Origin of the sequence: Shewanella colwelliana ATCC 39565 (assembly GCF_000518705.1) — a bacterium.
GTDB lineage: Bacteria > Pseudomonadota > Gammaproteobacteria > Enterobacterales > Shewanellaceae > Shewanella > Shewanella colwelliana.
In genome coordinates, this window is the sequence record NZ_JAEC01000013.1 from 32,269 (window position 1) to 57,338 (window position 25,070).

The window sequence follows — 25,070 nt, forward strand, 5'->3', positions numbered from 1 at the left end:
AACCGCAAGACTTTATGAGGTCTAGTAATTTTGAGTGATATGGCAAAAAATTTAATTCTCTGGGTTGTCATCGCCGTAGTGTTGATGTCAGTGTTTCAGGGCTACTCCCCCTCTTCATCAACTTCGTTGAAGATGGATTATTCAGCATTCTTAGATGACGTGCGTTCTGGACAGATAAATACTGTCGAAGTTAAGAGCGATCAACGCACTATTGAAGGCACTAAACGGACTGGTGAAAAGTTCACAACGATTATGCCAATGTATGACCAAGATCTTATCAATGATCTTGATCGTAAAGGTGTCACCATGAAAGGCCAGGAAGCCGAAGAGTCAGGTTTTTTGACCCAGATTTTTATCTCTTGGTTCCCAATGTTACTGCTTATCGGTGTATGGATATTCTTCATGCGTCAGATGCAAGGCGGTGGCGGTAAAGGCGCGATGTCGTTTGGTAAGAGCAAAGCCAAATTGATGAGTGAAGACCAGATTAAGACGACTTTTGGTGATGTTGCAGGTTGTGATGAAGCCAAAGAAGACGTTAAAGAGTTGGTTGATTACCTTAGAGAACCCACTAAATTCCAAAAGCTTGGTGGCCGTATTCCAACGGGTGTTTTGCTTGTTGGTCCTCCAGGTACAGGTAAAACACTACTGGCGAAGGCGATAGCTGGTGAAGCTAAAGTGCCATTCTTTACTATTTCAGGTTCTGACTTCGTCGAGATGTTTGTTGGTGTTGGTGCATCCCGTGTACGTGACATGTTCGAGCAAGCGAAAAAATCTGCACCTTGTATCATCTTTATTGATGAAATCGATGCCGTAGGTCGCCAACGTGGCGCTGGTGTTGGTGGTGGTCACGACGAGCGTGAGCAAACGTTGAACCAGATGCTAGTTGAGATGGATGGTTTCGAAGGTAACGAAGGTATTATCGTTATCGCGGCGACTAACCGTCCAGACGTACTCGATGCAGCATTGTTGCGCCCAGGTCGTTTTGACCGTCAGGTTGTTGTTGGTTTGCCTGATGTGCGTGGCCGCGAGCAAATCCTCAAAGTCCATATGCGTAAAGTGCCGTTGGCCGATGATGTCAAAGCGAGTGTTATTGCCCGTGGTACACCAGGTTTCTCTGGTGCCGATTTGGCTAACCTAGTTAACGAAGCGGCGCTATTTGCTGCACGTGGTAACCGCCGCGTCGTTGGCATGGAAGAATTTGAAAGCGCTAAAGATAAGATCATGATGGGTGCAGAACGTCGCACCATGGTGATGTCTGAAGATGAAAAAGAGATGACCGCGTATCACGAAGCTGGCCATGCTATTGTTGGTTGCTTAGTGCCTGAGCATGATCCTGTGCATAAGGTGACTATTATTCCTCGTGGCCGTGCTTTAGGTGTGACCTTCTTTTTGCCAGAAGCCGACGCTATTAGTCAGAGCCGTAGAAAGCTAGAGAGTCAAATCTCTGTGGCGTACGGTGGCCGCTTAGCCGAAGAGCTTATCTACGGCAGTGAGCGCGTATCGACAGGCGCATCACAGGATATTAAGTATGCGACATCGATTGCACGTAACATGGTGACGCAATGGGGCTTCTCTGAGAAGCTTGGTCCTGTCCTCTATGCCGAAGATGAAAATGAAGTCTTTTTAGGTCGTAGTATGGGCAAGTCACAGCATATGTCTGATGAGACAGCCAAAGTCATTGATGACGAAGTGAAAATTCTTATCGATAGTAACTACGAAAGAGCCCATACTTTCCTAACTGAAAATATGGACATACTTCATGCAATGAAAGATGCATTGATGAAGTATGAAACCATTGATTCATCACAGATTGATGATCTAATGGCGCGTCGTGAAGTTCGTGCGCCAGCCGATTGGAATATGGATGAGAATGGTAGCAACGGTGATAAAGGTGGCAAAGCGCAAGAGATTGACGATGCTGCTGAGCCCGAAGAGGTTGAAACGTCTGTGGCTGACAGCACTGATGAGTCACCTGTAGCAAAATAGCTGATTGACACTAGAGCGGTTGTTAGTCAGTGAGTTCAGAAAACCCCGAAAGGGGTTTTCTTGTTATTGATTCGCATAGTGTTTCTACATCGTGGACGATACAGTGAGTGATGTTACCTTGCTCTGCGACCCTGTTTAGGTTTGTAGAGGGGTGCTGCTGCGCTGTTAAGTCGCACATCAACGTTAAAAATTTGTATAGACAATACTGAGGGTTGAGCTTTGCTGTTTACTTGTGCAGACAAAAGGTTAGATCTTAGCGTGCCACAGGTTATGGGGATACTCAATGTGACCCCAGATTCATTTTCAGATGGTGGGAAGTTCACCAGCATCGAGCGCGCTTGTCGACATGCGGATCAGATGGTCGCTGACGGTGCTGCGTTTATCGATATTGGTGGGGAGTCGACGCGACCCGGTGCCAAAGATGTTTCGCTTCAAGAAGAGTTAGATAGGGTTATCCCACTCATCGAATATGTGGGTAATACTCACGATGTTTGCATCTCAGTGGATACAAGTAAACCTCAAGTGATGTCCGCAGCTGTCTCTGCAGGTGCACATTTAATTAATGATGTTCGTGCTTTACAGGTGCCTGGCGCGCTAGCGGCTGCCGCTAAGTTACAGGTACCAGTCTGCCTGATGCATATGCAAGGCCAGCCTCGCTCTATGCAAGCATCACCAGAATATGGCGATATTATTAAAGATATCAGCACATTTTTTCATGAACGCGTAGCAGCTTGTATGGCCGCCGGTATTGCTAAGGAGCGACTGGTGCTCGACCCCGGATTTGGTTTCGGTAAAACGCTTTCACATAATTATGAACTGCTGCATCGTTTAGCCGATTTTAGTGAGTTCCAGCTACCTTTATTGATTGGTTTGTCGCGTAAGAGCATGATTGGCAACTTGTTACAGGTAGAGGTAGAGCAACGTGTCGTTGGCAGTGTCGCAGCAGCCATGATTGCAGTGCAGCGCGGCGCTCATATATTGCGAGTCCATGATGTAAAAGAAACCATGGATATGATCAAGGTCATGCAAGCATGCAAGTATTATGATGCATTATAACGAATAGATATTTACGGCATGGCGATATGCCGAAAATAAAAATGTATACGTTTACAAACGTTAGAGGTTAGTCAATTGAGAAAATTTTTTGGAACAGATGGCATTCGTGGCAAAGTAGGGGCTGGCAAGATGACCCCTGAATTGGCTTTGAAACTGGGTTGGGCTGCTGGGCGTGTATTGTCGCGAACGGGTACCAAGAAAGTCATTATCGGTAAGGATACACGCATCTCGGGCTATCTTTTTGAATCAGCGATGGAAGCGGGCTTGTCGGCGGCCGGACTGAATGTGATGTTAATGGGACCAATGCCTACACCTGCAGTCGCGTATCTAACGCGAACATTTCGTGCAGAAGCAGGTGTCGTGATCAGTGCCTCACATAACCCCTATTATGACAACGGGATTAAGTTTTTCTCAACTGACGGCAGTAAGCTCGGTGATGCCATCGAGTTAGAGATAGAAGCCGAATTGGAAAAAGAGTTAACCTGCGTAGAATCTCATCTATTGGGTAAGGTATCGCGTATTGATGATGCACCTGGGCGCTACATTGAGTATTGCAAAGGTAACTTCCCTGCTGAGCATACGCTCCACGGACTTAAAATTGTCGTCGATTGCGCTCATGGCGCAACCTATCATATTGCACCGAATGTATTTAGAGAGCTGGGTGCAGACGTCATCGCTATCGGTGATAAGCCCGATGGCATCAATATTAACCATGAGGTGGGCGCAACCTCAATGGGTAAAATCCGTGAGACAGTGATTGCAGAGCAGGCGGATTTAGGTATTGCACTGGATGGCGATGGTGACCGTATTATGATGGTTAATCGCCATGGTAAAGTGATCGATGGTGACGAAATTCTTTATATCTTGGCGTGTGATGCCCAAGATAGAGGGGTGCTAAAAGGTGGTGTGGTTGGCACGTTAATGTCAAATCTTGGTTTGGATTTAGCATTGAAAGCCCGTGATATTCCGTTTGTGCGCTCTAAAGTGGGCGATCGCTATGTAATGGAGTTATTGAAGCAGCACGAGTGGCGTATTGGTGGTGAAAACTCAGGGCATATTCTCAATCTTGACCATGGTACGACAGGGGACGGCATTGTTGCAGGAATCCTTGTGTTGGCGGCGATGCGCCGCAAAGACGCCACATTAGAAGAACTCACCGAAGGGATTAAAATGTTACCTCAGGTGCTGGTTAATGTGCGTTTTGAAGGCAGCCATGATCCGCTCGTATCAGAGTCTGTTCTTAGTGCGCAAGCAGAGGTTGAAAAGCAACTTGGTGAACGTGGCCGAGTATTATTGAGAAAGTCAGGCACAGAACCGCTAATCCGAGTCATGGTTGAAGGCGATGTGGCGGCAGATGTAACACGCCATGCCAATACTATTGCTGACGCTATTCGGGCGTTAGTATAAAGCGCGTAATCCTCGATACAGGAGTTAGTCGCGAATAGATTAATTCCTGCGCATAGCACCGACGTTAAGCATAAAAAGTAAGCGCTTCGACGGTTTATCGCAAAATTTCGAGATTTAGGTATTGTAACTTAACAAGTGGTTCGCTATTATTCACGCCGCTTTCAGAGGAGACAGTGATGGCCCTTAGACGTCCAATGGTCGCTGGTAACTGGAAAATGAACGGTACTGCACAACTTGCGCAGGAACTATTCACTAAATTCGCTACCAAGCTTCAAAATGATTCAGCGGAAGTTGTCTTATGTCCGCCAAGTATATTTCTGGAAAGTGTACGTCAGCAGCTTGACGCAAATAAGGAAGCCTTGAACGGTTGCCTAGTTAGAATGGGTGCGCAAAACCTAAGTCAACATGACTTTGGTGCCTATACTGGCGAAGTGTCAGGCCAGATGTTAAAAGATTCAGGATGTCGATATGTGATTATCGGCCACTCCGAACGTCGTCGTATGTACGGCGAAACTAGTGATATCGTAGCGGAGAAGTTCGCTGCAGCACAAAAGCACGGTTTGACCCCAATACTCTGTGTTGGTGAGTCGGGTCCAGCTCGTGAAGCAAGACGCACCTTTGAGGTGATTGCTGAAGAGTTAGACGTGGTCATTGAGAAAAATGGCACCATGGCTTTTGATAACGCAATTATCGCTTACGAGCCTCTGTGGGCCGTAGGAACAGGTAAGAGCGCTACGCCAGAGCAGGCACAGGAAGTTCATGCGTTTATACGCAAACGTCTCTCTGAAGTATCTCCATTTATTGGAGAGAATATCAGGATTTTGTACGGTGGTAGCGTAACACCGAGTAATGCAGCAGATCTATTTGCTCAGCCTGATGTAGATGGTGGACTGATAGGCGGTGCAAGCTTGAACTCTACCGAGTTTTTAAGTTTATGTTCGATAGCAATGAGCGCATAATATGTACGAAGTTCTAATGGTTATATACTTGTTGGTTGCACTAGGTCTAGTTGGCCTAATTCTAATCCAACAAGGTAAAGGTGCTGATATGGGAGCCTCATTTGGCGCCGGTGCATCAGCAACATTATTTGGATCGTCTGGTTCAGGTAACTTTTTAACACGCTCTACCGCGATTTTAGCTGTAGCATTTTTCGCACTAAGTCTTACCATTGGTAACTTAAGTGCAAACCATGCAAAATCTGAAGATTCGTGGAAAGAGTTAGGCGCAGATGCGGCTGCAGTAACTGAACAAGTGACTGACGCTGTAAACGAAGCCGATAAGTCAGAAGATAAGATCCCTGACTAAGATTTAATAATGATTAAATCTAGGTGCTATTTAACTAATAAATAGGGCCTACTGTTTACACTGAGATAGTTTCCTCAATTTATCTCACAAAGGTGAAAACAGTAAAGCGTAACGATCACATGCGGATGTGGTGGAATTGGTAGACACGCCATCTTGAGGGGGTGGTGAGCTATGCTCGTGGGGGTTCAAGTCCCCCCATCCGCACCAAATTCTAAATCGCTCTTTTAGATTGATTTTGAATATAGCAAAGTGATTGGTTAGTCGCTTTGTTATTGCAAATATTGATAACTATCAATATAATTGCAGCAGTTGACGCGGGGTGGAGCAGTTTGGTAGCTCGTCGGGCTCATAACCCGAAGGTCGTCGGTTCAAATCCGGCCCCCGCAACCAGCTTCTCAGAATCAGATTTACATCTGCTTCTGAAACAGGTTCTGAATGCTATGACCTCGTTATTACGGGGTTTTTTGTTATCTGGACTTTTGAAATATCGCTTAGAAGCGATGTCGTACTAGGGCTTTATGCCCTTTTTTGTTTTTCGGGGGATAGCTACCTTGGCAACTTTAGAAAGCAAACTGGAACAGATGTTGACTGCACCAGTTGAAGCATTAGGCCACAGTCTTTGGGGCATTGATTACGTGCAAGCAGGCAAGCACTCTATTCTGCGTGTATATATTGATAATGAGAATGGCATTTTTATTGAAGATTGTGCTGATGTTAGCCGTCAGGTGAGCGCCGTACTTGATGTCGAAGACCCTATCTCTACCGAATATACATTAGAAGTTTCATCGCCTGGCGTCGACAGACCGCTATTTAATGCAGCGCAGTATGAACGCTACATGGGTGAAACTGTAAAGGTTCAATTGACTATGCCTGTAGCGGGTAGTCGTAATTTAAAAGGTACTGTCACCGGTATTGAGGGGCAAATGCTCACTCTAACTGTTGATGGCAACGCACTGATTATTGCCTTGGATAATATCCGTAAAGGCAATTTAATCGCTAAGTTTTGATGGATTCAAGGTGAACGAGGCAAGAGGATGAATAAAGAGATTCTGCTAGTCGCTGAGGCGGTTTCAAATGAGAAGGCAGTTCCACGCGAAAAGATTTTCGAAGCGTTGGAAATTGCGCTAGCCACAGCAACCAAGAAAAAATATGAAGGCGATATCGAAGTTCGCGTCGCTATCGACCGTAAGACTGGTGCTTACGAAACATTCCGTCGCTGGATGGTGGTTGACGATAATGGTGAAGCGTTAGAAAACCCATTTCGTGAGATCACTCTTGAAGCGGCAAAATATGAAGACCCAGAAGTCGAAATCGGTGGCTACATCGAAGATGAGATCGAATCTGTTGTTTTCGACCGTATTACCACGCAAACGGCTAAGCAAGTGATCGTACAAAAAGTACGTGAAGCCGAGCGCGCCCAAATCGTAGACCAGTTCCGCGAGAAAGAAGGTGAGTTGATCACCGGTGTGGTGAAGAAGAGTAATCGTGAAAGTGTAGTGGTTGATTTGGGTAATAACGCTGACGCGGTATTATTTAGAGAAGACCTCATTTCTCGTGAAAGCTTCCGTCCTGGCGACCGTGTTCGCGCACTGCTGTATGCGGTACGTCCAGAAGCACGTGGCGCGCAGCTATTTTTGACACGTACTAAGCCAGATATGCTAATCGAGCTTTTCCGCGTCGAAGTACCTGAAATTGCTGATGAGATGATTGAAATCATGGGTGCGGCTCGTGATCCGGGTTCTCGCGCTAAGATTGCAGTTAAGTCAAATGACCGTCGCATCGATCCTATCGGTGCCTGTGTTGGTATGCGTGGTGCACGTGTTCAGGCAGTTTCAAATGAGCTTGGCGGTGAGCGTGTAGATATCGTGCTTTGGGATGATAATCCAGCTCAGTTTGTTATCAACGCGATGGCGCCTGCTGATGTTGCATCAATCATTGTAGATGAAGACAATCACTCAATGGATATTGCTGTTGAAGCAGATTCATTAGCACAAGCTATTGGTCGTAATGGCCAAAACGTGCGTTTAGCCACCCAGTTATCGGGATGGGAGCTAAATGTAATGACAGTGGCGGATATGCAAGCTAAACACCAAGCAGAAAGTGCGAAGGTGGTTAATTTGTTTGTTGCTTCACTGGATGTCGATGAAGATTTCGCTCAGGTACTTGCTGATGAAGGTTTTACTTCATTAGAAGAGATTGCTTATGTGCCAGAAGCGGAACTATTGGACATCGAAGGTTTTGACGAAGATATCGTTGAAGCATTGAGAGAGCGTGCAAAAGCCGCTATCTCTACACGGGCTCTGGCGTCCGAAGAAGCACTTGACGGTGCTGAGCCGAGCGAAGATTTGCTTGCCCTAGAAGGTTTAGAGCGCCATTTGGCGTATGTTTTCGCAAGCAAAGGCGTTATTACGCTTGAAGATTTAGCCGAACAAGGCATTGATGATTTGATCGAGATTGAAGAATTAACAGAACAAAAGGCTGGTGAGCTCATCATGGCAGCCCGCAATATCTGTTGGTTTGGCGAAGAAGCATAAGTCGATCAACAGAGGGGATTTTACAGATGGCAGATACTACAGTAGAAAAACTAGCCGTAGAAGTAGGGAAGAGTGCTGATCGATTAGTTGAGCAGTTTTCTGAGGCTGGTATTAAAAAGAACAAGAGTGACACGGTTTCTGAACAAGAGAAGCAGCAGTTGCTTGAGTTTTTAAAGAAACAACATGGTGGCGATGCGGCACCAACGAAAATGACACTACAGCGTAAGTCTGTGTCAACACTCAGTGTTGCCGGCAGCGGTGGTCAGTCAAAAGATATCAAAGTAGAAGTACGTAAGAAGCGTACTTTTGTTAAGCGCGATGCGGCTGCTGAGGCAGAAGCTGCAGAGAAGGCTGAACTGGAAGCTAAAGCGGCTGCAGAAGCCGAAGCCGCTGCCAAGGCGAAAGCCGACGCAGATGCTAAAGCGAAAGCCGAAGCTGATGCCGCTGCGAAAGCCAAGGCAAAAGCTGATGCAGAAGCTAAAGCAAAGAAAGCCGCTGAAGCTAAGCCTGCAATTGCTGAAACGGCTGAAGAAAAAGCAGCCAAGCTTGAAGAAGCGCGTTTGCTAGCTGCAAAAGAAGCTGCGACTAAGCAGAAAGCTGATGAAGAAGCTAAAGCTGCCGCCGATGAGGCGCGTCGTCTAGCTGAAGAGAACGAAAAGCGTTGGGCTGAAGAAGAGCGTATTCGTAAAGAGTCTGAAAAGAGTGCCGATCACCACGTAACGACTTCAACTGAAGCGCGCGCGGCAGAAGATACTGCTGACATGAACGCAGAGAAACGCGGTCGTCGTCCTCGTAAACCTGCTGGCGGAAATAAAGCGGCAGGCAATAAGAAACGCGGTGGTAGAGATACTCGCGGTGGTCGTAATAACCGTAATCAGCGTAATGCACCTGAGTCTATGGATCATGGCTTTAATAAGCCAGCGGCAGCCGTTACTCGTGATATCAGCATTGGTGAAACAGTCACTGTAGCTGAACTTGCTCAGAAGATGGCTGTTAAAGCAACAGAAATCATTAAGCAGATGATGAAGATGGGCTCTATGGTTACGATTAACCAAGTGCTTGATCAAGAAACTGCGCAGATGGTTGCTGAAGAGATGGGGCATAAAGTTGTCCTAACTCGCGAAAACGAGCTAGAGCATCAAGTGCTTTCCGACCGTGATGGCAACATTAAGGTTGAGCCTCGTGCGCCTGTTGTGACCATCATGGGTCACGTTGACCATGGTAAGACGTCACTACTTGATTATATTCGTCGTGCTAAAGTTGCATCAGGCGAAGCCGGTGGTATTACACAGCACATTGGTGCATACCACGTTGAAACTGAAAACGGCATGATCACTTTCTTAGACACTCCTGGTCACGCCGCGTTTACCGCAATGCGTGCCCGTGGTGCTAAAGCGACTGATATCGTTATTCTAGTTGTTGCTGCCGATGATGGTGTAATGCCACAGACGATTGAAGCGATTCAGCACGCGAAAGCGGGCGGTGTACCGCTAATCGTTGCAGTAAACAAGATGGATAAGCCAGAAGCTGATCCTGATCGTGTTAAGTCTGAACTTTCACAACATGGCGTAATGTCTGAGGATTGGGGCGGAAGTAACATGTTCTGTCACGTTTCAGCTAAGTCTGGTGAAGGTGTTGATGAGTTACTTGAAGGGATCTTGCTAGAAGCTGAAGTACTTGAGCTTTCTGCGGTTCGTGAAGGGATGGCTGCTGGTGTCGTGGTCGAGTCTAAGCTAGACAAAGGTCGCGGTCCGGTTGCAACGGTACTGGTCCAAGAAGGTACACTTAAGCAAGGTGATATCGTTCTTTGTGGTCTTGAGTACGGTAAAGTCCGTGCAATGAAAGATGAGAACGGTAAAGCGATTACTGAAGCAGGTCCATCGATTCCTGTTGAAATCTTGGGTCTTTCAGGCGTGCCATCTGCTGGTGATGAAGCAACTGTTGTACGCGATGAGCGTAAAGCACGTGAAGTTGCTCTTTACCGTCAAGGTAAGTTCCGCGACGTTAAGCTTGCTCGTCAGCAGAAGTCTAAGCTTGAGAACATGTTCGCTAATATGACTGAAGGCGAAGTTCAAGAACTTAACATCGTGCTTAAGGCCGATGTACAGGGCTCGCTTGAAGCGATTTCTGATTCACTGAATAAGCTTTCTACCGATGAAGTTAAAGTTAACATCATCGCTAGTGGTGTAGGTGGATTAACGGAAACTGATGCGTCACTTGCAGCAGCGTCTAACGCTATTATGGTTGGTTTCAACGTTCGTGCCGATGCGCAAGCGCGTAAAACTATCGATAGCGAGAGCGTGGATCTTCGTTACTATAGCGTTATCTATCATCTTATCGATGAAGTTCGTGCCGCTATGGGGGGCATGCTTGCACCTGAATTCAAGCAGGAGATCATTGGTCTTGCTGAAGTTCGCGATGTATTCAAATCGCCTAAGATTGGTGCTATCGCAGGTTGTATGGTTACCGAAGGTACCATCAAGCGTAGCACTCCAATTCGCGTGCTTCGTGAAAACGTTGTTATCTACGAAGGTGAGCTAGAATCACTTCGTCGCTTTAAAGATGACGTTAATGATGTACGTAATGGTATGGAGTGTGGTATCGGTGTGAAGAACTATAATGACGTCAGAGTCGGCGATCAGATAGAGGTCTTCGAAACGGTCGAAATCGCTCGAACCTTATAATCGAAAAGGGGCGGCGTAAGCCGCCTTTTTTAGTTAAGAGATGCAATAATTATGGCAAAAGAATTTAGTCGTACTCGTCGTATTGCTCAGCAGCTTCAACAAGAACTTGCTCAAGTATTACAGCGCGATATTAAAGATCCTCGTATCGGCATGGTTACTGTGAACGATGTTGATGTGTCTCGAGATCTGAGTTACGCAAAGGTCTATGTGACCTTCTTTGAAGAAGATAAAGCTGTCGTTGAGGAAAAGCTGGCCGCACTCGAAACCGCTGCAGGTTATGTGCGTTCGTTAGTGGCTGGGCGCATGAAACTCCGAGTAATGCCGGAAATTCGTTTTATCTACGATGCGTCGCTGGTTGAAGGTATGCGCATGTCTAATTTGGTAAGCCAAGTGATTAGCTCAGACGAAGCGAAAGCAAAGCAGCATGGTTCTGACGTGGCTGATGGCGGTGAAACAGAGCAAGGTGATAAGTAATGGCTCGTAAACCTAAAGGTCGTTTTGTTGATGGCATAGTGCTACTCGATAAAGACACTGGGATGAGTTCTAACTTTGCACTGCAGCGCGTTAAGCGCATTTATAATGCTGCCAAAGCTGGCCATACAGGTGCGCTAGATCCTTTAGCGACAGGTATGTTGCCGATTTGTTTAGGGGAAGCGACTAAGTTTTCTCAGCACTTGCTTGATGCTGACAAACGCTATTTGGTGACGGCAAAGCTTGGTGTTCGTACTGATACGAGTGATTCTGATGGTGAAGTTGTGCAAACTCGCCCTGTGGATTTTACCCAAGAGCAGCTGGATGAAGCGTTAGAGCACTTTAGAGGGGATACGATGCAAGTTCCCTCTATGTACTCAGCATTAAAGCATCAGGGGCAACCGCTTTATAAGTATGCTCGTGAGGGGATTGAAGTACCTAGAGAGGCTCGCCCAATTACAGTTTTTGAGCTTAATTTTATCAAGCTTGAAGGGGATGAGCTGACACTAGAGATTCATTGCTCTAAAGGGACTTATATCCGCACTATCACTGATGATTTAGGCGAGATGTTAGGCTGTGGGGCTCACGTTGTCATGTTACGTCGTACCGGTGTTGCTGGTTACCCTTATGACAAGATGGTAACGCTGGAACAGTTAGAGGCACTTTTAGCCCAAGCCGAAGCTGAGGAACAGCCTCCTAAAACGCGATTAGATCCACTTTTGTTACCGATGGATACAGCTGTCAGTAATTTCAAAGAGATCAATGTTACCGACGATATCGCCACGTATTTGATGCATGGTAATCCGGTTCAGGTGCCTAATCTACCTGTGGATGAGTTAGTCCGTATCACCTTAGGTGAAGAGCGCAAGTTTGTCGGCATTGGTGCGATGAGTGACGATGGCTTGCTGGCACCGAAACGTTTGATTGTATTACGCGATCAGCAAGCATAACGCTTGCAAGCGCAGGCTAATCTCGTTATTATACTGCGCTCTCTTCGGCTGAGTTAGTGATCGGCTGAAGCCTTTATATTATTTTTGGAGAAAAACATGTCACTAAATGCTGAACAAACTGCATCGATCCTAGCTGAATTCGGTCGTTGTGAAAATGACACAGGTTCTACTGAAGTTCAAGTTGCGCTTTTGACTGCACAGATCAACCATCTGCAAGGTCACTTTAAAGAGCACATCCATGATCATCACTCTCGTCGCGGTTTGCTTCGTATGGTTAGCACTCGTCGTAAGCTTCTTGCTTACCTTAAACGCACTGAGAACGTTCGTTACCAAGAGCTAATCAAAAAGTTAGGTCTACGTCGTTAATCATCCATTAACGCTGTAGTTTAAAAGGAGGCTTAGCCTCCTTTTTTTGTGCCTGTAGATCCACAAGTTAAAGCCGCTTAGGGCGTGAGAGTGTTTTAGCGATAGGCGTCAAAGGCTGTGCTGGGTTGAAATTGCATGCTGGAAATGAACAAATTTGAGAGCCGCGGTTTACCTTGGTTAGTTAAACGACGCGCATGTTAGATGGTGTCAATTTGACTTATAGTAGCGGTCTTTGGAGCGATATAGTTTGTTTCAAACTCATCTAACGGCAGCGGCTGGCTGAAATAGAACCCTTGCCCTATCTGGCAGTCCATCTCTTTTAACCAATCTAATTGCTGCTCATTTTCAATACCTTCCGCGACAATATGCAGATTAAGCTGTTTTCCGAGCATCAAAATTGTTGATGCTATTGCGCTCTCCTGAGGGAGATCGGTGACAAAACAGCGATCAATTTTCATGGTCGTGATGGGTAAGTGTCTAAGGTACGAAAGTGATGAGTATCCCGTGCCAAAATCATCAACAGCGATACCAAAGCCTGATGATTTAAGTTGCTCAAGTTTAGTGATTGCCAACTCGATATCATTCATCAATGAGGTTTCGGTTATCTCTATCTCTAATAAGCTTGGGTCGATTTGATAACGTAATGACAATTGCTTAATGTCGGGCACTAAACTTGGATCTGCGAACTGCTGCGATGCAACATTTACGGCAATGGGGATGGCGAAGTTATAGCGCTTTTTCCAATGCTTTAATGTTTTACAAGCCTCTTCGATCACCCAACGCCCTAAAGGAATAATAATGCCCGTTTCTTCTGCGACAGGAATAAATGACATTGGGCTGATTAAGCGGCCATCCTTTTTCCAACGAATCAGCGCTTCGCACGCTAATACTTCACCTGTCTTAATATTAAATTTCGGTTGGAAGTGCAGTAAGAATTCATTGTTTTTCAATGCGTCGTGAAGTGATGCCTCTGTTCTTAAACGCACTGCTGCCCGTTCGGTCATCTGTTGTTTGAAAAATGCCCATTGATTAGAACCTGCCGCTTTGGCGCTATACATTGCGATGTCAGCATGGCGGATGAGGTCTTCTGCACTGAGGCCATCATCAGGGTAAACCGATATCCCAATCGAAGCCGCTGGATGAATAGTATGTTCATTAAGCTGCAATGGCACATTAAGTTGCATCAATAACTTGTCGACAAAGTCTGCTGCTTGGTCGGGTGTTCTAGCTTCATCGGCCAAAATGACAAATTCATCTCCACCTAGGCGCGCGACAGTGCCTCTATCTCCAACTACGCGTTCAAGTACTCGAGCAATCCTTGCTAAAAATTGATCGCCTAATGCGTGGCCTAGGGAGTCGTTAACGTTTTTAAAGCGGTCGAGGTCAATGAACAGCATAGTAAATTGATGTTTATGTACCCGAGCACGTTGAATCGATACAGCAATAGTCTCAAGTAGTAGCGTTCTGTTTGGCAGACCTGTTAATGGGTCTCTGGTGGCCATTCGGCGTAATTTAGTCTGGGTTTGGCCAAACTGGATTAAGATTTGATTAAATTTTGATGTCACGAGCCCTAGTTCATCGTCTTGATGCGCCTCTGACATGGGGAGCAGGTTTTCATCGGGCAGTTCGGGATCAATCTTATCGATCGCTTCACTGATCTCAGCAATGGGTTTGGTGAGAAAGCGATGAAAAAGAACTGATAGTACTAAGGTGACTAACAGGGCACGCGCTAGTGTCGCGAAAAAACTGAATCTTAACTGAGAAAATAGTGAGTCGGTGAGCTCTTGCGTATTGTAGAACACGGTTAACGTGCCGATGACCTGCTGTTTGTCAGTGCCTTCAAAAAATGAGGGGCGATAAAGCGTGCGTGAAATCTTTTTCAAATCGCCAAATAATTTTTGGCTCAGTTTGCGTACTAAAGCGTTATCAGTTGAAGGGTTGTTGATCGAGACGAACATACTGCCATCATCGAGCTCGATAAGGGCTTCGCCAACATGCTCAACTTTCAATACGCCCTCTAAGGTTTGGGTGGCAAGGTTGTCATCAAGCGCCCAGACAGCGTTGGCCGCTGGCTGTTCAATAGAGTCTAGCAACTCATCTTGCGCTGCAATGAGTTGTTGGCGAGCCGAAACGCCGACTAGGGCTATTTCGACGATAAAGATAGCAATTGCAAAAAAAAGCGCTGAAAACACAACTAAGCTAGTTTGTTTCCAAGTTAACGATTTAAAGCTGGCGCTCATTTGCCAATCCTCACATCAGGGACCATTCACATTCTATTTAAAGAAAAAGCAGCGATTGACGATAAAAAAATCCATTACTCTCCACTTTAGAGAAAAGATTCCGCTTTGTCATCTATATGTGCTCTTTATCTATTGAATAGACTTGAAGTATACTTACCCGCGAAATTAAGGTAATTAAATATTAAGGAATGGTTCACGTGAATCCAATCGTAAAGAGTTTTGAATATGGTCAGCACACAGTCACACTAGAGACTGGGGTTATTGCACGTCAAGCAGATGCAGCTGTTTTGGCTAGTATGGGTGATACAACAGTTTTAGTAACTGTTGTTGGCAAGAAGTTTGAAGAGCCAGGCCGTGACTTTTTCCCGCTAACCGTTAATTACCAGGAAAAAACATATGCAGCTGGTAAGATCCCTGGTGGATTTTTCAAGCGTGAAGGTCGTCCATCTGAAGGCGAGACGCTGACTGCACGTCTAATTGACCGTCCAATCCGTCCATTATTCCCTAATGGCTTCAAAAACGAAGTTCAGGTCATCATCACAGTTGTTTCTGTTGACCCAGAAATCAGCCCAGAAGTTATCTCAATGATCGGTACTTCAGCGGCATTGTCGATCTCAGGTATTCCATTTAATGGTCCACTAGGTTCGGCACGTGTCGGCTATGTGAATGGTGAATACCTTCTAAACCCTACAGTATCTCAGTTAGTCGACAGCCAGCTTGAGCTATCTGTCGCCGGTACAGAAAGCGCTGTATTGATGGTAGAGTCTGAAGCAAACGCACTACCTGAAGAAGTTATGTTGGGTGCGGTTGTTTACGGTCATGAGCAACAACAAGTTGTAATCAAAGCAATTAAAGAGCTACAAGCGGAAGTTAACAAGCCTGTATGGGAATGGGCTGCGCCAGTTCAAGACCAAGACTTGGTAGCTAAGATCAAAGATTTGGCTGAAGCTGGTTTAACTGAAGCTTACCAAATTGAAGTTAAGCAAGACCGTTACGCTCAAGTCGGTGTTGTTAAAACTGCAGCAAAAGAAGCACTATTGGCTGAAAACCCAGATGCTAATACTCGTGAAATCGATGGCCTTCTTGCTAGCTTAGAAAAGAAAGTGGTTCGTAGCCGTATTATTGCTGGCAACCCACGTATCGATGGTCGTGAACCAGATATGATCCGCGCGTTAAACGTAATGGCTGGTGTACTTCCACGTACTCACGGTAGCTCACTGTTTACTCGTGGTGAAACTCAAGCGTTAGTGACATGTACCCTTGGTACTGAGCGTGACGCACAGAAAGTTGATAGCATTATGGGCGAATCAACAAATCGCTTTATGCTGCACTATAACTTCCCTCCGTATTCTGTTGGTGAAACGGGTATGGTTGGTTCGCCAAAGCGTCGTGAAATTGGTCACGGTAAGCTAGCTTGGCGCGGTATCAACGCGGTTATGCCTTCTGCTGAGGAGTTCCCATATAGCGTTCGTATCGTATCTGAAATCACTGAGTCTAACGGTTCAAGCTCTATGGCTTCTGTGTGTGGTACGTCTCTTGCGCTTATGGATGCGGGTGTACCAATTAAGACTTCTGTTGCTGGTATTGCGATGGGTCTAGTTAAAGAAGGCGACGATTTCGTTGTACTTTCTGACATCCTTGGTGATGAAGATCATTTAGGTGACATGGACTTTAAAGTAGCGGGTACCCGTGACGGTATCACTGCACTGCAGATGGATATCAAGATTGAAGGTATCACACAAGAAATCATGCAGATTGCTCTTCAGCAAGCCTATGGTGCTCGTGTTCATATTCTAAACGTTATGGATCAAGCTATCTCTGGTCACCGTGAAGATATCTCAGATCACGCACCGCGTATCACAACTATCAAGATCAATCCTGAGAAGATCCGTGATGTTATTGGTAAAGGTGGTGCGACTATTCGTGCATTGACTGAAGAAACCGGTACGACAATTGAACTTGATGATGACGGTACTGTAAAAATTGCGTCTTCAAATGGTGAAGCAACTCAAGAAGCGATTCGTCGTATTCAAGAGATCACTGCTGAAGTTGAAGTGGGCACGGTTTACAACGGTAAAGTGGTTCGTATCGTTGACTTCGGTGCATTCGTCACAATCCTTCCAGGTAAAGATGGTCTAGTGCACATTTCTCAAATCGCTGAAGAGCGTGTAGCAAATGTGTCTGACTACCTAGAAGTGGGTCAAGAAGTTAAAGTTAAGGTGATGGAAGTTGATCGCCAAGGTCGTGTACGTCTTTCTATGAAAGAAGCACAGCCTAAAGAAGAAGCTGCTAGCGAGTAATTGCTAACTGTTTGAAGAAAGGAGACCACTAGGTCTCCTTTTTTATTGGTTTTTTTTAAATGCAGATAGCCGTTAGTATTTGTGATTGCTATGATTGAGGCTCATGCTGAAGTTAAAAGGTTAAATGGATGACTTATAAATTGCGCACCGCCACAGTAGCAGTTATGGCAGGTCTGAGTATGTTACTGACAGGATGTGTATCAACCCAATCCAGCGCGAGTGCAGAGCAAGGTAAACTGATGGTTGCACCGGTTATGCCGGATTATAAATTGGAAGTGACGCTTGCTAGACTGAATGACATCTTAACCTCTGCAGAGTTAACGCCAGAACAGCGCGCGCGCTTTCATTATGATAGAGGCGTGATATATGACAGTGTCGGTCTTCGCATTCTTAGCCGAATTGATTTTCATCAGGCATTAAAACTTCAACCTAACTTAGCAGATGCTTATAACTTCATCGGTATTTACTATACGCAAGAAGGGGAGTTCGAAGCGGCCTATGAGGCATTTGATGCCGTACTTGAGCTGGCACCTGAGTATGATTATGCCTATTTAAATCGTGGAATCGCGCTCTACTATGGCGAGCGAAATGAATTAGCTGTGTCCGATATGCAATCTTTTTATGGTGCTGATGAGCAAGATGGCTATCGTGCGTTGTGGTTGTTTATCACTGAGCTTGAAATTGATGCTGAACAAGCGAAAGCACATTTAATGAGTCACCGTGAGAAGCTTACTGATTCCGCATGGTCAACAACCTTGGTCGACTTCTATTTAGGGAAGCTTACCCGTGAACAAGTATTTAGCGCCGCAAAAGAGGGCGTTAATCATCCCAACGAATATGCTGAACGTCTGTGCGAAGCGTATTTTTATATCGCTAAAGTAGCCCAAAAGCAGGGCCAATATAACGATGCGGCTAACTATTTCCGGTTAGCATTGGCGACTAACATTTATGACTTTGTCGAGCATCGTTATGCCCGAGTCGAACTGGCTAAAGTCTCTCAAATGATAGCCGAACAGTAGAAAAAAGCCCTAATAATTAGGGCTGTTTTAGTTTCAGATCACCGCGTTTTTTACTGTATTCTGCCTAGATAGGCTATTTGACCTCGCGCGCCTAGCCAACTTGAAGCCTAGGCGCTATAATTGCCGGCTTTTAGCACTCCATCAATTCGCAGGTAAACATGTCAGGCTATAAAGTTGAAGTCGACAAGCGTCGTACTTTCGCCATCATCTCTCACCCCGATGCGGGTAAAACCACAATTACTGAAAAGGTTCTTTTGTTCGGGAACGCCCTTCAAAAAGCGGGAACAGTAAAAGGGAAGAAATCAGGCCAACACGCTAAGTCTGACTGGATGGAGATGGAAAAAGACCGTGGTATCTCTATCACCACCTCTGTGATGCAGTTTCCTTACAACGATGCATTGGTCAACTTACTCGATACGCCTGGTCACGAAGATTTCTCTGAAGATACCTATCGTACGCTTACGGCTGTTGACTCTTGTTTGATGGTCATCGATTCAGCAAAAGGTGTTGAGCAGCGTACCATTAAGTTAATGGAAGTGACGCGTTTGCGTGATACGCCAATCGTTACTTTCATGAACAAGTTGGATCGTGATATCCGTGATCCGATTGAGTTAATGGATGAAGTCGAAGACGTGCTAAATATCGCCTGTGCGCCGATCACTTGGCCTATCGGGGCGGGTAAAGAGTTTAAAGGTGTTTATCATCTGCTGCGTGATGAAGTGATCCTGTATCAAAATGGCATGGGTCATACGATTCAGGATTCTCGAGTCATTAAAGGGCTCGATAACCCAGAGTTAGATGAAGCGATTGGCAGCTATGCTGATGATATTCGTGATGAGATGGAACTTGTGCTGGGTGCCTCAAACGAATTTGATTTAGACGCATTCCTTAAAGGTGAGCTTACGCCAGTCTTTTTCGGTACCGCACTGGGTAACTTTGGTGTTGACCATATCTTAGATGGTATTGTTGAGTGGGCACCACAGCCGCAAGCTCGAGAAACTGAGCTGAGGGCCATTGAGCCTGAAGAGGAAAAGTTCAGTGGTTTTGTGTTTAAAATTCAAGCCAACATGGATCCTAAACACCGTGACCGTGTCGCCTTTATGCGTATTTGTTCCGGTCGTTATGAGCAAGGCATGAAGATGCATCACGTGCGTTTAGGTAAAGATGTCAACGTGAGTGACGCCTTGACCTTTATGGCGGGTGACCGTAACCGAGCCGAAATGGCTTATCCGGGTGATATTATCGGTCTGCATAACCATGGAACCATGCGCATTGGTGATACCTTTACCCAAGGTGAGAAGTTCCGCTTTACTGGTATTCCAAACTTTGCGCCAGAGATGTTCCGCCGTATTCGTCTCAAAGATCCACTCAAGCAAAAGCAGTTGCTAAAAGGTTTAGTGCAGCTTTCAGAAGAGGGTGCTGTACAGGTGTTTAGACCGCTAGATACCAACGATCTTATCGTCGGTGCTGTGGGTGTGCTGCAGTTTGAAGTGGTGGTACAGCGATTAAAGAGCGAATATAAGGTCGAAGCTATCTATGAAGCGATAAGTGTGGCTACTGCGCGCTGGGTATATTGTGACGATCATAAAAAGTTAGAAGAGTTTAAGCGCAAATGCAGTAACAATTTAGCTTTAGATGGTGGTGATAACTTAACGTACGTAGCACCGACTATGGTTAACTTGAACTTGTCGATGGAGCGTTATCCCGATATCTCGTTTGCGAAAACTCGCGAAAATTAATCGCTCAAGCATCATTAAAAAGCAGATTCGTCTGCTTTTTTTGTGCCCAAAATTTACCCGTTTTGTTAGAGTGACTAGAGATGTGATAACGGAGTAACTGTGATGATTAGAAAATGGTGGCGCGCTTATATTGCGTGGTGCGATCGCATGGGCTTGACCGCGGATAATAAACGTTGTTGCGCCCCGAATCTCTCTGACCCACCATTAAAGCGTGAGCAGCAAGCGCCAGAAGTGATAGTCGACGAGACAAAAGACAATGCGAAGTGATGTTATAAAGGTTATTGATAGCCATATTCATCTCGATTTTAGTGAATTTGATGCGCGGCGTGAGCAGCTTATTGCACAGATGAGAAAGTTGGGCCTCGTGAATGCGGTGATTCCTGGTGTATCGAGTGAGAGCTGGGACAGAACGACAGAGGTCGCAAAACAATATCAATGCCATTATGGGTTAGGTATCCATCCATGGTATTGCAATCAAGATTGGCAAGTGGGGGTGGCAGCGCTGGAACGGCATATTTTGTCACGTAATAAAGAGCTGTCTTTGGTGGCCATTGGTGAATGTGGTTTAGATGGTTTTTATCGTGATAATTGGCAATGGCAGTTGCCATGTTTTGAAGCTCATTTAGTGCTGGCGCAACGTTACCAACTGCCGATCATCGTTCACAGCGTCAAGGCCCATAATGAGGTGCTTGCGTTGCTCAAACGTTACCCTTTGGATCGTGGTGGGGTAATTCATGGCTTTTATGGTGGCTCTGAGTTAGCGAAAAGATACCTCGATCTTGGTTTCAAGTTGGGTATTGGACATCTCTTGTTAGACGAAAAAGCTAAGAAACTACCAGAAGCCATTGTCAACTTACCATTGACATCTTTTGTCATTGAGACCGATTTAGCCATGGTATCTGACCTCCAAAAATACCCATTTGCCGATAAAATCAACGGATCCAGCTTAATTTTGCATTTGCTAATTGAGAAAATCGCAAATTTGCAAAAAAAAACTAACGTTCTGGTATCAGAACAAGTGTTTCAAAATACACTGCAACTCTTTGACCTCTAGTTTATTTTTTGACAAACAGATGTAAATCGCATCAACTTTTTTTCTAACGTCTTGAAATAAAACTTCAAAAACTTGATCAAAACGACGATTTTAACCATAGCGTCGGGTATAATCTGACGTTGAAAAAGGTTGGTTAACAACATAATTAAAAAGTATTAACAATAGGGTGATGGTTAATGGATATTTTAATGAGTTTAGTAGGGGTGGTCACCTTACTTACAATAGGTTTCTTGTTATCAAATAACAAAAAAGCTATCAATATACGTACTGTGTTCGGTGCACTAGCGATTCAAGCGTTCTTTGCAGGTTTCGTTTTATATGTTCCAGTAGGTAAAGACATTCTAAAAGGTGTTTCTGACGGCGTATCAAGCGTGATCAGTTATGCTCAAGACGGTATCAACTTCTTATTCGGCGATTTAGCCCAGTTTAAAGTTGGTTTCATTTTCGCGATTAACGTTCTACCAGTTATCGTATTCTTCTCGTCTCTAATCGCAGTGCTTTACTACCTAGGCATCATGCAGTGGATCATCCGTATTATCGGTGGTGGTCTACAAAAAGCACTAGGTACAAGCCGCACAGAGTCAATGTCAGCTACTGCTAACATCTTCGTTGGTCAAACTGAAGCGCCATTAGTGGTTCGTCCGTTTATCGCGACTATGACTCAGTCAGAGCTATTTGCCATCATGGTTGGTGGTCTAGCGTCTATCGCTGGTTCAGTACTTGCTGGTTATGCGCAGATGGGTGTACCAATTGAGTACCTAGTAGCAGCGTCATTCATGGCGGCTCCAGGTGGTCTATTGATGGCTAAGCTTATGCATCCTGAAACAGATAAAACTGTTAATGAGATGGATGATCTTCCAGAAGATCCAGATAAGCCAGCTAACGTACTTGATGTAGCTGCAGCGGGTGCTTCATCTGGTATGCACCTAGCACTAAACGTTGGTGCAATGTTGATCGCTTTCGTAGGCTTAATTGCTATGATCAACGGTATCATCGGTGGCGTAACAGGTATATTCGGTCTTGAAGGTATCACGCTAGAGCTAATCTTAGGTTACATCTTCATGCCTTTGGCATTCCTAATCGGTGTACCTTGGAACGAAGCACTTGTTGCGGGTTCTTTCATCGGTCAGAAGATTGTTGTTAACGAATTCGTTGCTTACCTAAACTTTGCTCCATACCTAAAAGATGTTGCTGACGGCGGTATCTTGGTTGAAGCAACTCAAGCGGTAATGTCTGATAGAACTAAAGCTATCATCTCGTTCGCACTTTGTGGTTTTGCTAACTTATCTTCAATCGCAATTCTACTAGGTGGTCTAGGAGCTATGGCGCCATCACGTCGTCATGACCTAGCTAAGCTTGGTATCCGTGCAGTAATCGCCGGTTCACTAGCTAACTTGATGAGTGCTACGCTAGCAGGTCTATTCCTAGCGTTGTAATTCTCAGGTAATTCCTTGGGGGGATGCCCCTGAACTATGACTCTGCTCAACAGAGCAGAGTCAGAGTTAACCAAACCATTTTCAAGCAGATTTGTAAAACAGAGCTATTCTTTATCACTGTTATAGGATAGCTGTGCCCAAACAAACTTTAGTCAGAAATGAGATGTAAGACTTATTTTGGCAATAAATCAGAAGTTTGTTTTAATGTTAGAATATTGTGTTCGCATTTTTACATTAATTTTATTGTGCTTTGGTAGAATTTGAGTAAAATGCGGCGCCAACAAAGAAAGAAACGCTGACTCGATAAGAGCGGCAAAACCATAAGATAATGGGGTTGATGATGAAAAACGTTAAAACTTTAGCTTTAGCAGCAACAGCAGTAGCAGCAATGTCTGCACCGACTTTCGCAGCAGATCGTACAGACCTTCGCGCTGGCGACTATAGCTGGATGCAGTTCAATGCAATGTATGCTTTCGATGAGCTACCAAGCTCAGGTGAAAGCGGACACGATTACCTAGAAATGGAATTCGGCGGCCGTGCTGGTGTTGTTGACCTATACGGTTATGTTGATGTTTTCAACTTATTCACTGGTGATTCAGGTGACAAAGCCGCTGGTTCTGGTGCTAGCAAAATGTTCATGAAGTTCGCGCCTCGTTTCTCTATTGACGCGATCACTGGTTGGGGCCTTTCAGCTGGTCCTATCCAAGAAGTTTACTTCTCAACTCTATTCAACTGGGGTGGTGGAGCAGTTGGTGAAGATGTGAACGCTTCTTTCTGGGGTGTTGGTGCTGACGTTATGGTTCCATGGTTAGGTAAAACTGGCATGAACTTGTACGCTCACTACGACATGAACCGTAAAGAGTGGAACGGTTACCAGTTCTCTGCAAACTGGTTCAAGCCATTTGCTAACTTCGACAACGGTAGCTTCGTAGCTTTCCAAGGTTATGTTGATTATCAGTTTGGTGCTGACGACGAGTACGGTAATGAATTCGTACCTATGACTTCAAGCGGTGGTGCTGCATACTTCGGTGTGCACTGGCACTCAGACAACTACGCACTGGGTTATGGCCTAAAAGGTTATAAAGACGTTTATCTTCTTGAAGATGGCGCTGGTATCGTAGGTTTAGAAACAACTGGTTGGGCTCACTACCTAACTGCTACTTACAAGTTCTAAGCTAGAATTTGTATGGTTGGAGCCGCAATAAATGCGGCTCCAATTCTCTATCAAACGGATGATTTTTTTCTGATTTGCTGGTTAGTCTTTATTTAAGCATGGACTATATTTGTAGAGCTTGTTTAGATAAAGGTTAGTAGTTTTACGCGCTAAAATGGATTTTTCGCGGAAAGGCAGGAACACTGCGCTGCAGTTTAATAACTTCGTTCCCCTTCCCGGTCTTCAAGGATTCAAGTCGTGACCCTTGTGTCAGGATAGCCATGGTGTAAGACCAGGCATTGAATACCTGAATATGTAAACTTGAGTCCTACGCCAATGGCGCAGAGACACGATTTACGGCAACGCCTGAAGGCCCGGCCATAAAAATAATCAAAATAATGCCAACTCTTAGGTGCTGTCATACGTCGATTTTTTTTCTTATTTTTGAATTAATAATTTTACGTTTCGGAGAGCTATTATGAGCGATTTAAAAAAAGCAGCACAAACAGCCATTGAATTAATGGATTTAACCACCTTAAATGATGACGATACCGATCAGAAGGTGATTGAGCTTTGCCATAAGGCTAAGACACCAGCTGGTAACACCGCTGCAATCTGTATTTACCCACGCTTTATCCCAATTGCACGTAAGACCCTTAATGAGATGGGGTGTGAAGGGATCCGTATTGCAACCGTGACCAACTTCCCACACGGGAATGATGACATCGCGATTGCAGTGCTAGAAACTCGCGCTGCAGTAGCATATGGTGCCGATGAAGTCGATGTGGTTTTCCCATACCGCGCACTGATGGCTGGCAACGAAACCGTAGGTTTTGAACTTGTTAAAGCGTGTAAAGAAGCCTGTGGTGATGATGTGCTATTAAAAGTGATCATTGAGTCTGGTGTTTTGCAAGATCCTGCGCTTATTCGTAAAGCGTCTGAGCTTTGTATCGATGCTGGTGCAGATTTCATCAAAACCTCTACAGGTAAAGTTGAGGTCAATGCAACGCTAGAAGCTGCTGAAATTATGATGACAGTGATCAGTGAAAAGAACCCTAAAGTTGGCTTTAAGCCGGCTGGTGGCGTGCGTGATGCCGCTGCAGCTGAAGAGTTCTTAGGTGTGGCTGCTCGTCTACTTGGTGATGATTGGGCAACACCGCGTACCTTCCGTTTTGGTGCGTCTAGTCTATTAGTTAACCTGCTTCATACCCTAGAGTTGGGTGATGCGCCAAAAGGCCCACAAGGTTACTAATAAACGATTAGCTTTTTAGTTAAGTGTGATCTAAATCTATTTGAAAACGCCAAAACTTGTTTATATTAATTGTAATTAAATTACGATTTTTGGCGTTTTATAAAAGAGTTTGTCACCT

The 25,070-nt window shown here is 45.1% G+C and carries 20 protein-coding genes and 2 tRNA genes; 21 read left to right on the forward strand and 1 reads right to left on the reverse strand.

Annotation, left to right across the window (positions count from 1 at the left end; all coding sequences use genetic code 11):
• Positions 1 to 39 precede the first annotated feature (39 nt).
• From ftsH to rpsO, 13 genes are all read left to right on the forward strand, one after another.
• Complete coding sequence (gene ftsH / locus L876_RS0107540) at positions 40 to 1,986, forward strand: ATP-dependent zinc metalloprotease FtsH (RefSeq protein WP_037428203.1); 1,947 nt, start codon at positions 40 to 42, stop codon at positions 1,984 to 1,986.
• A 270-nt stretch (positions 1,987 to 2,256) separates the two neighbouring features.
• Entirely contained in the window at positions 2,257 to 3,042 is a 786-nt protein-coding gene (folP, locus tag L876_RS0107545; protein ID WP_051413035.1) for a dihydropteroate synthase, read from the forward strand.
• A gap of 75 nt (positions 3,043 to 3,117) precedes the next feature.
• Entirely contained in the window at positions 3,118 to 4,449 is a 1,332-nt protein-coding gene (glmM, locus tag L876_RS0107550; RefSeq protein WP_028763247.1) for a phosphoglucosamine mutase, read from the forward strand.
• 176 nt (positions 4,450 to 4,625) lie between these two features.
• Positions 4,626 to 5,408, forward strand: a complete 783-nt coding sequence (gene tpiA, locus L876_RS0107555; protein ID WP_028763248.1) for a triose-phosphate isomerase — start codon at positions 4,626 to 4,628, stop codon at positions 5,406 to 5,408.
• Position 5,409: 1 nt separating this feature from the next.
• Positions 5,410 to 5,754 (forward strand): preprotein translocase subunit SecG, encoded by a 345-nt coding sequence (gene secG, locus L876_RS0107560; protein WP_028763249.1) that lies wholly within the window; start codon positions 5,410 to 5,412, stop codon positions 5,752 to 5,754.
• A 121-nt stretch (positions 5,755 to 5,875) separates the two neighbouring features.
• Positions 5,876 to 5,961, forward strand: a tRNA-Leu gene (locus tag L876_RS0107565).
• Between the two features lie 106 nt (positions 5,962 to 6,067).
• Positions 6,068 to 6,144, forward strand: a tRNA-Met gene (locus L876_RS0107570).
• A 161-nt stretch (positions 6,145 to 6,305) separates the two neighbouring features.
• The gene (rimP, locus tag L876_RS0107575) at positions 6,306 to 6,761 is read left to right on the forward strand and encodes a ribosome maturation factor RimP (protein WP_028763250.1); all 456 of its coding nucleotides are present in this window, start codon (positions 6,306 to 6,308) and stop codon (positions 6,759 to 6,761) included.
• A 27-nt stretch (positions 6,762 to 6,788) separates the two neighbouring features.
• Entirely contained in the window at positions 6,789 to 8,288 is a 1,500-nt protein-coding gene (nusA, locus tag L876_RS0107580) for a transcription termination factor NusA (protein ID WP_028763251.1), read from the forward strand.
• A 26-nt stretch (positions 8,289 to 8,314) separates the two neighbouring features.
• A complete protein-coding gene (infB, locus tag L876_RS0107585) occupies positions 8,315 to 10,972 on the forward strand; it encodes a translation initiation factor IF-2 (protein WP_028763252.1) in 2,658 nt (885 codons plus the stop codon).
• Between the two features lie 51 nt (positions 10,973 to 11,023).
• Positions 11,024 to 11,446 (forward strand): 30S ribosome-binding factor RbfA, encoded by a 423-nt coding sequence (rbfA, locus tag L876_RS0107590; RefSeq protein ID WP_028763253.1) that lies wholly within the window; start codon positions 11,024 to 11,026, stop codon positions 11,444 to 11,446.
• Positions 11,446 to 12,393, forward strand: coding sequence for a tRNA pseudouridine(55) synthase TruB (gene truB / locus L876_RS0107595; protein ID WP_028763254.1), 948 nt, complete (start codon positions 11,446 to 11,448; stop codon positions 12,391 to 12,393). The genes rbfA and truB overlap by 1 nt, the downstream gene beginning before the upstream one ends.
• 96 nt (positions 12,394 to 12,489) lie before the next feature.
• Complete coding sequence (gene rpsO, locus L876_RS0107600; RefSeq protein WP_028763255.1) at positions 12,490 to 12,759, forward strand: 30S ribosomal protein S15; 270 nt, start codon at positions 12,490 to 12,492, stop codon at positions 12,757 to 12,759.
• A gap of 197 nt (positions 12,760 to 12,956) precedes the next feature.
• Here the strand turns inward: rpsO and L876_RS0107605 are convergent, their stop codons facing one another.
• Complete coding sequence (locus tag L876_RS0107605; RefSeq protein WP_028763256.1) at positions 12,957 to 14,999, reverse strand: putative bifunctional diguanylate cyclase/phosphodiesterase; 2,043 nt, start codon at positions 14,997 to 14,999, stop codon at positions 12,957 to 12,959.
• A gap of 197 nt (positions 15,000 to 15,196) precedes the next feature.
• On the opposite strand from L876_RS0107605, the gene pnp reads away from it, so the two are divergent.
• The 8 genes from pnp to deoC all read left to right on the forward strand — a co-directional run bounded on the left by pnp (position 15,197) and on the right by deoC (position 24,952).
• Complete coding sequence (pnp, locus tag L876_RS0107610; RefSeq protein WP_028763257.1) at positions 15,197 to 17,299, forward strand: polyribonucleotide nucleotidyltransferase; 2,103 nt, start codon at positions 15,197 to 15,199, stop codon at positions 17,297 to 17,299.
• A gap of 128 nt (positions 17,300 to 17,427) precedes the next feature.
• Positions 17,428 to 18,318, forward strand: a complete 891-nt coding sequence (gene nlpI, locus L876_RS0107615) for a lipoprotein NlpI (RefSeq protein ID WP_028763258.1) — start codon at positions 17,428 to 17,430, stop codon at positions 18,316 to 18,318.
• Positions 18,319 to 18,476: 158 nt separating this feature from the next.
• Positions 18,477 to 20,057, forward strand: a complete 1,581-nt coding sequence (gene prfC, locus L876_RS0107620) for a peptide chain release factor 3 (RefSeq protein ID WP_028763259.1) — start codon at positions 18,477 to 18,479, stop codon at positions 20,055 to 20,057.
• 99 nt (positions 20,058 to 20,156) lie between these two features.
• Positions 20,157 to 20,324 carry a hypothetical protein gene (locus tag L876_RS22715; RefSeq protein ID WP_156029390.1) on the forward strand — a complete coding sequence of 56 codons (168 nt, stop codon included), beginning with the start codon at positions 20,157 to 20,159 and terminating at the stop codon, positions 20,322 to 20,324.
• Positions 20,314 to 21,111, forward strand: a complete 798-nt coding sequence (locus L876_RS0107630) for a TatD family hydrolase (protein ID WP_028763260.1) — start codon at positions 20,314 to 20,316, stop codon at positions 21,109 to 21,111. The genes L876_RS22715 and L876_RS0107630 overlap by 11 nt, the downstream gene beginning before the upstream one ends.
• A gap of 176 nt (positions 21,112 to 21,287) precedes the next feature.
• A complete protein-coding gene (locus L876_RS0107635; protein WP_028763261.1) occupies positions 21,288 to 22,547 on the forward strand; it encodes a NupC/NupG family nucleoside CNT transporter in 1,260 nt (419 codons plus the stop codon).
• Positions 22,548 to 22,887: 340 nt separating this feature from the next.
• The gene (locus tag L876_RS0107640) at positions 22,888 to 23,721 is read left to right on the forward strand and encodes a nucleoside-specific channel-forming Tsx family protein (RefSeq protein WP_028763262.1); all 834 of its coding nucleotides are present in this window, start codon (positions 22,888 to 22,890) and stop codon (positions 23,719 to 23,721) included.
• Positions 23,722 to 24,178: 457 nt separating this feature from the next.
• Complete coding sequence (gene deoC, locus L876_RS0107645; protein WP_028763263.1) at positions 24,179 to 24,952, forward strand: deoxyribose-phosphate aldolase; 774 nt, start codon at positions 24,179 to 24,181, stop codon at positions 24,950 to 24,952.
• The last annotated feature ends 118 nt before the right edge of the window (positions 24,953 to 25,070 follow it).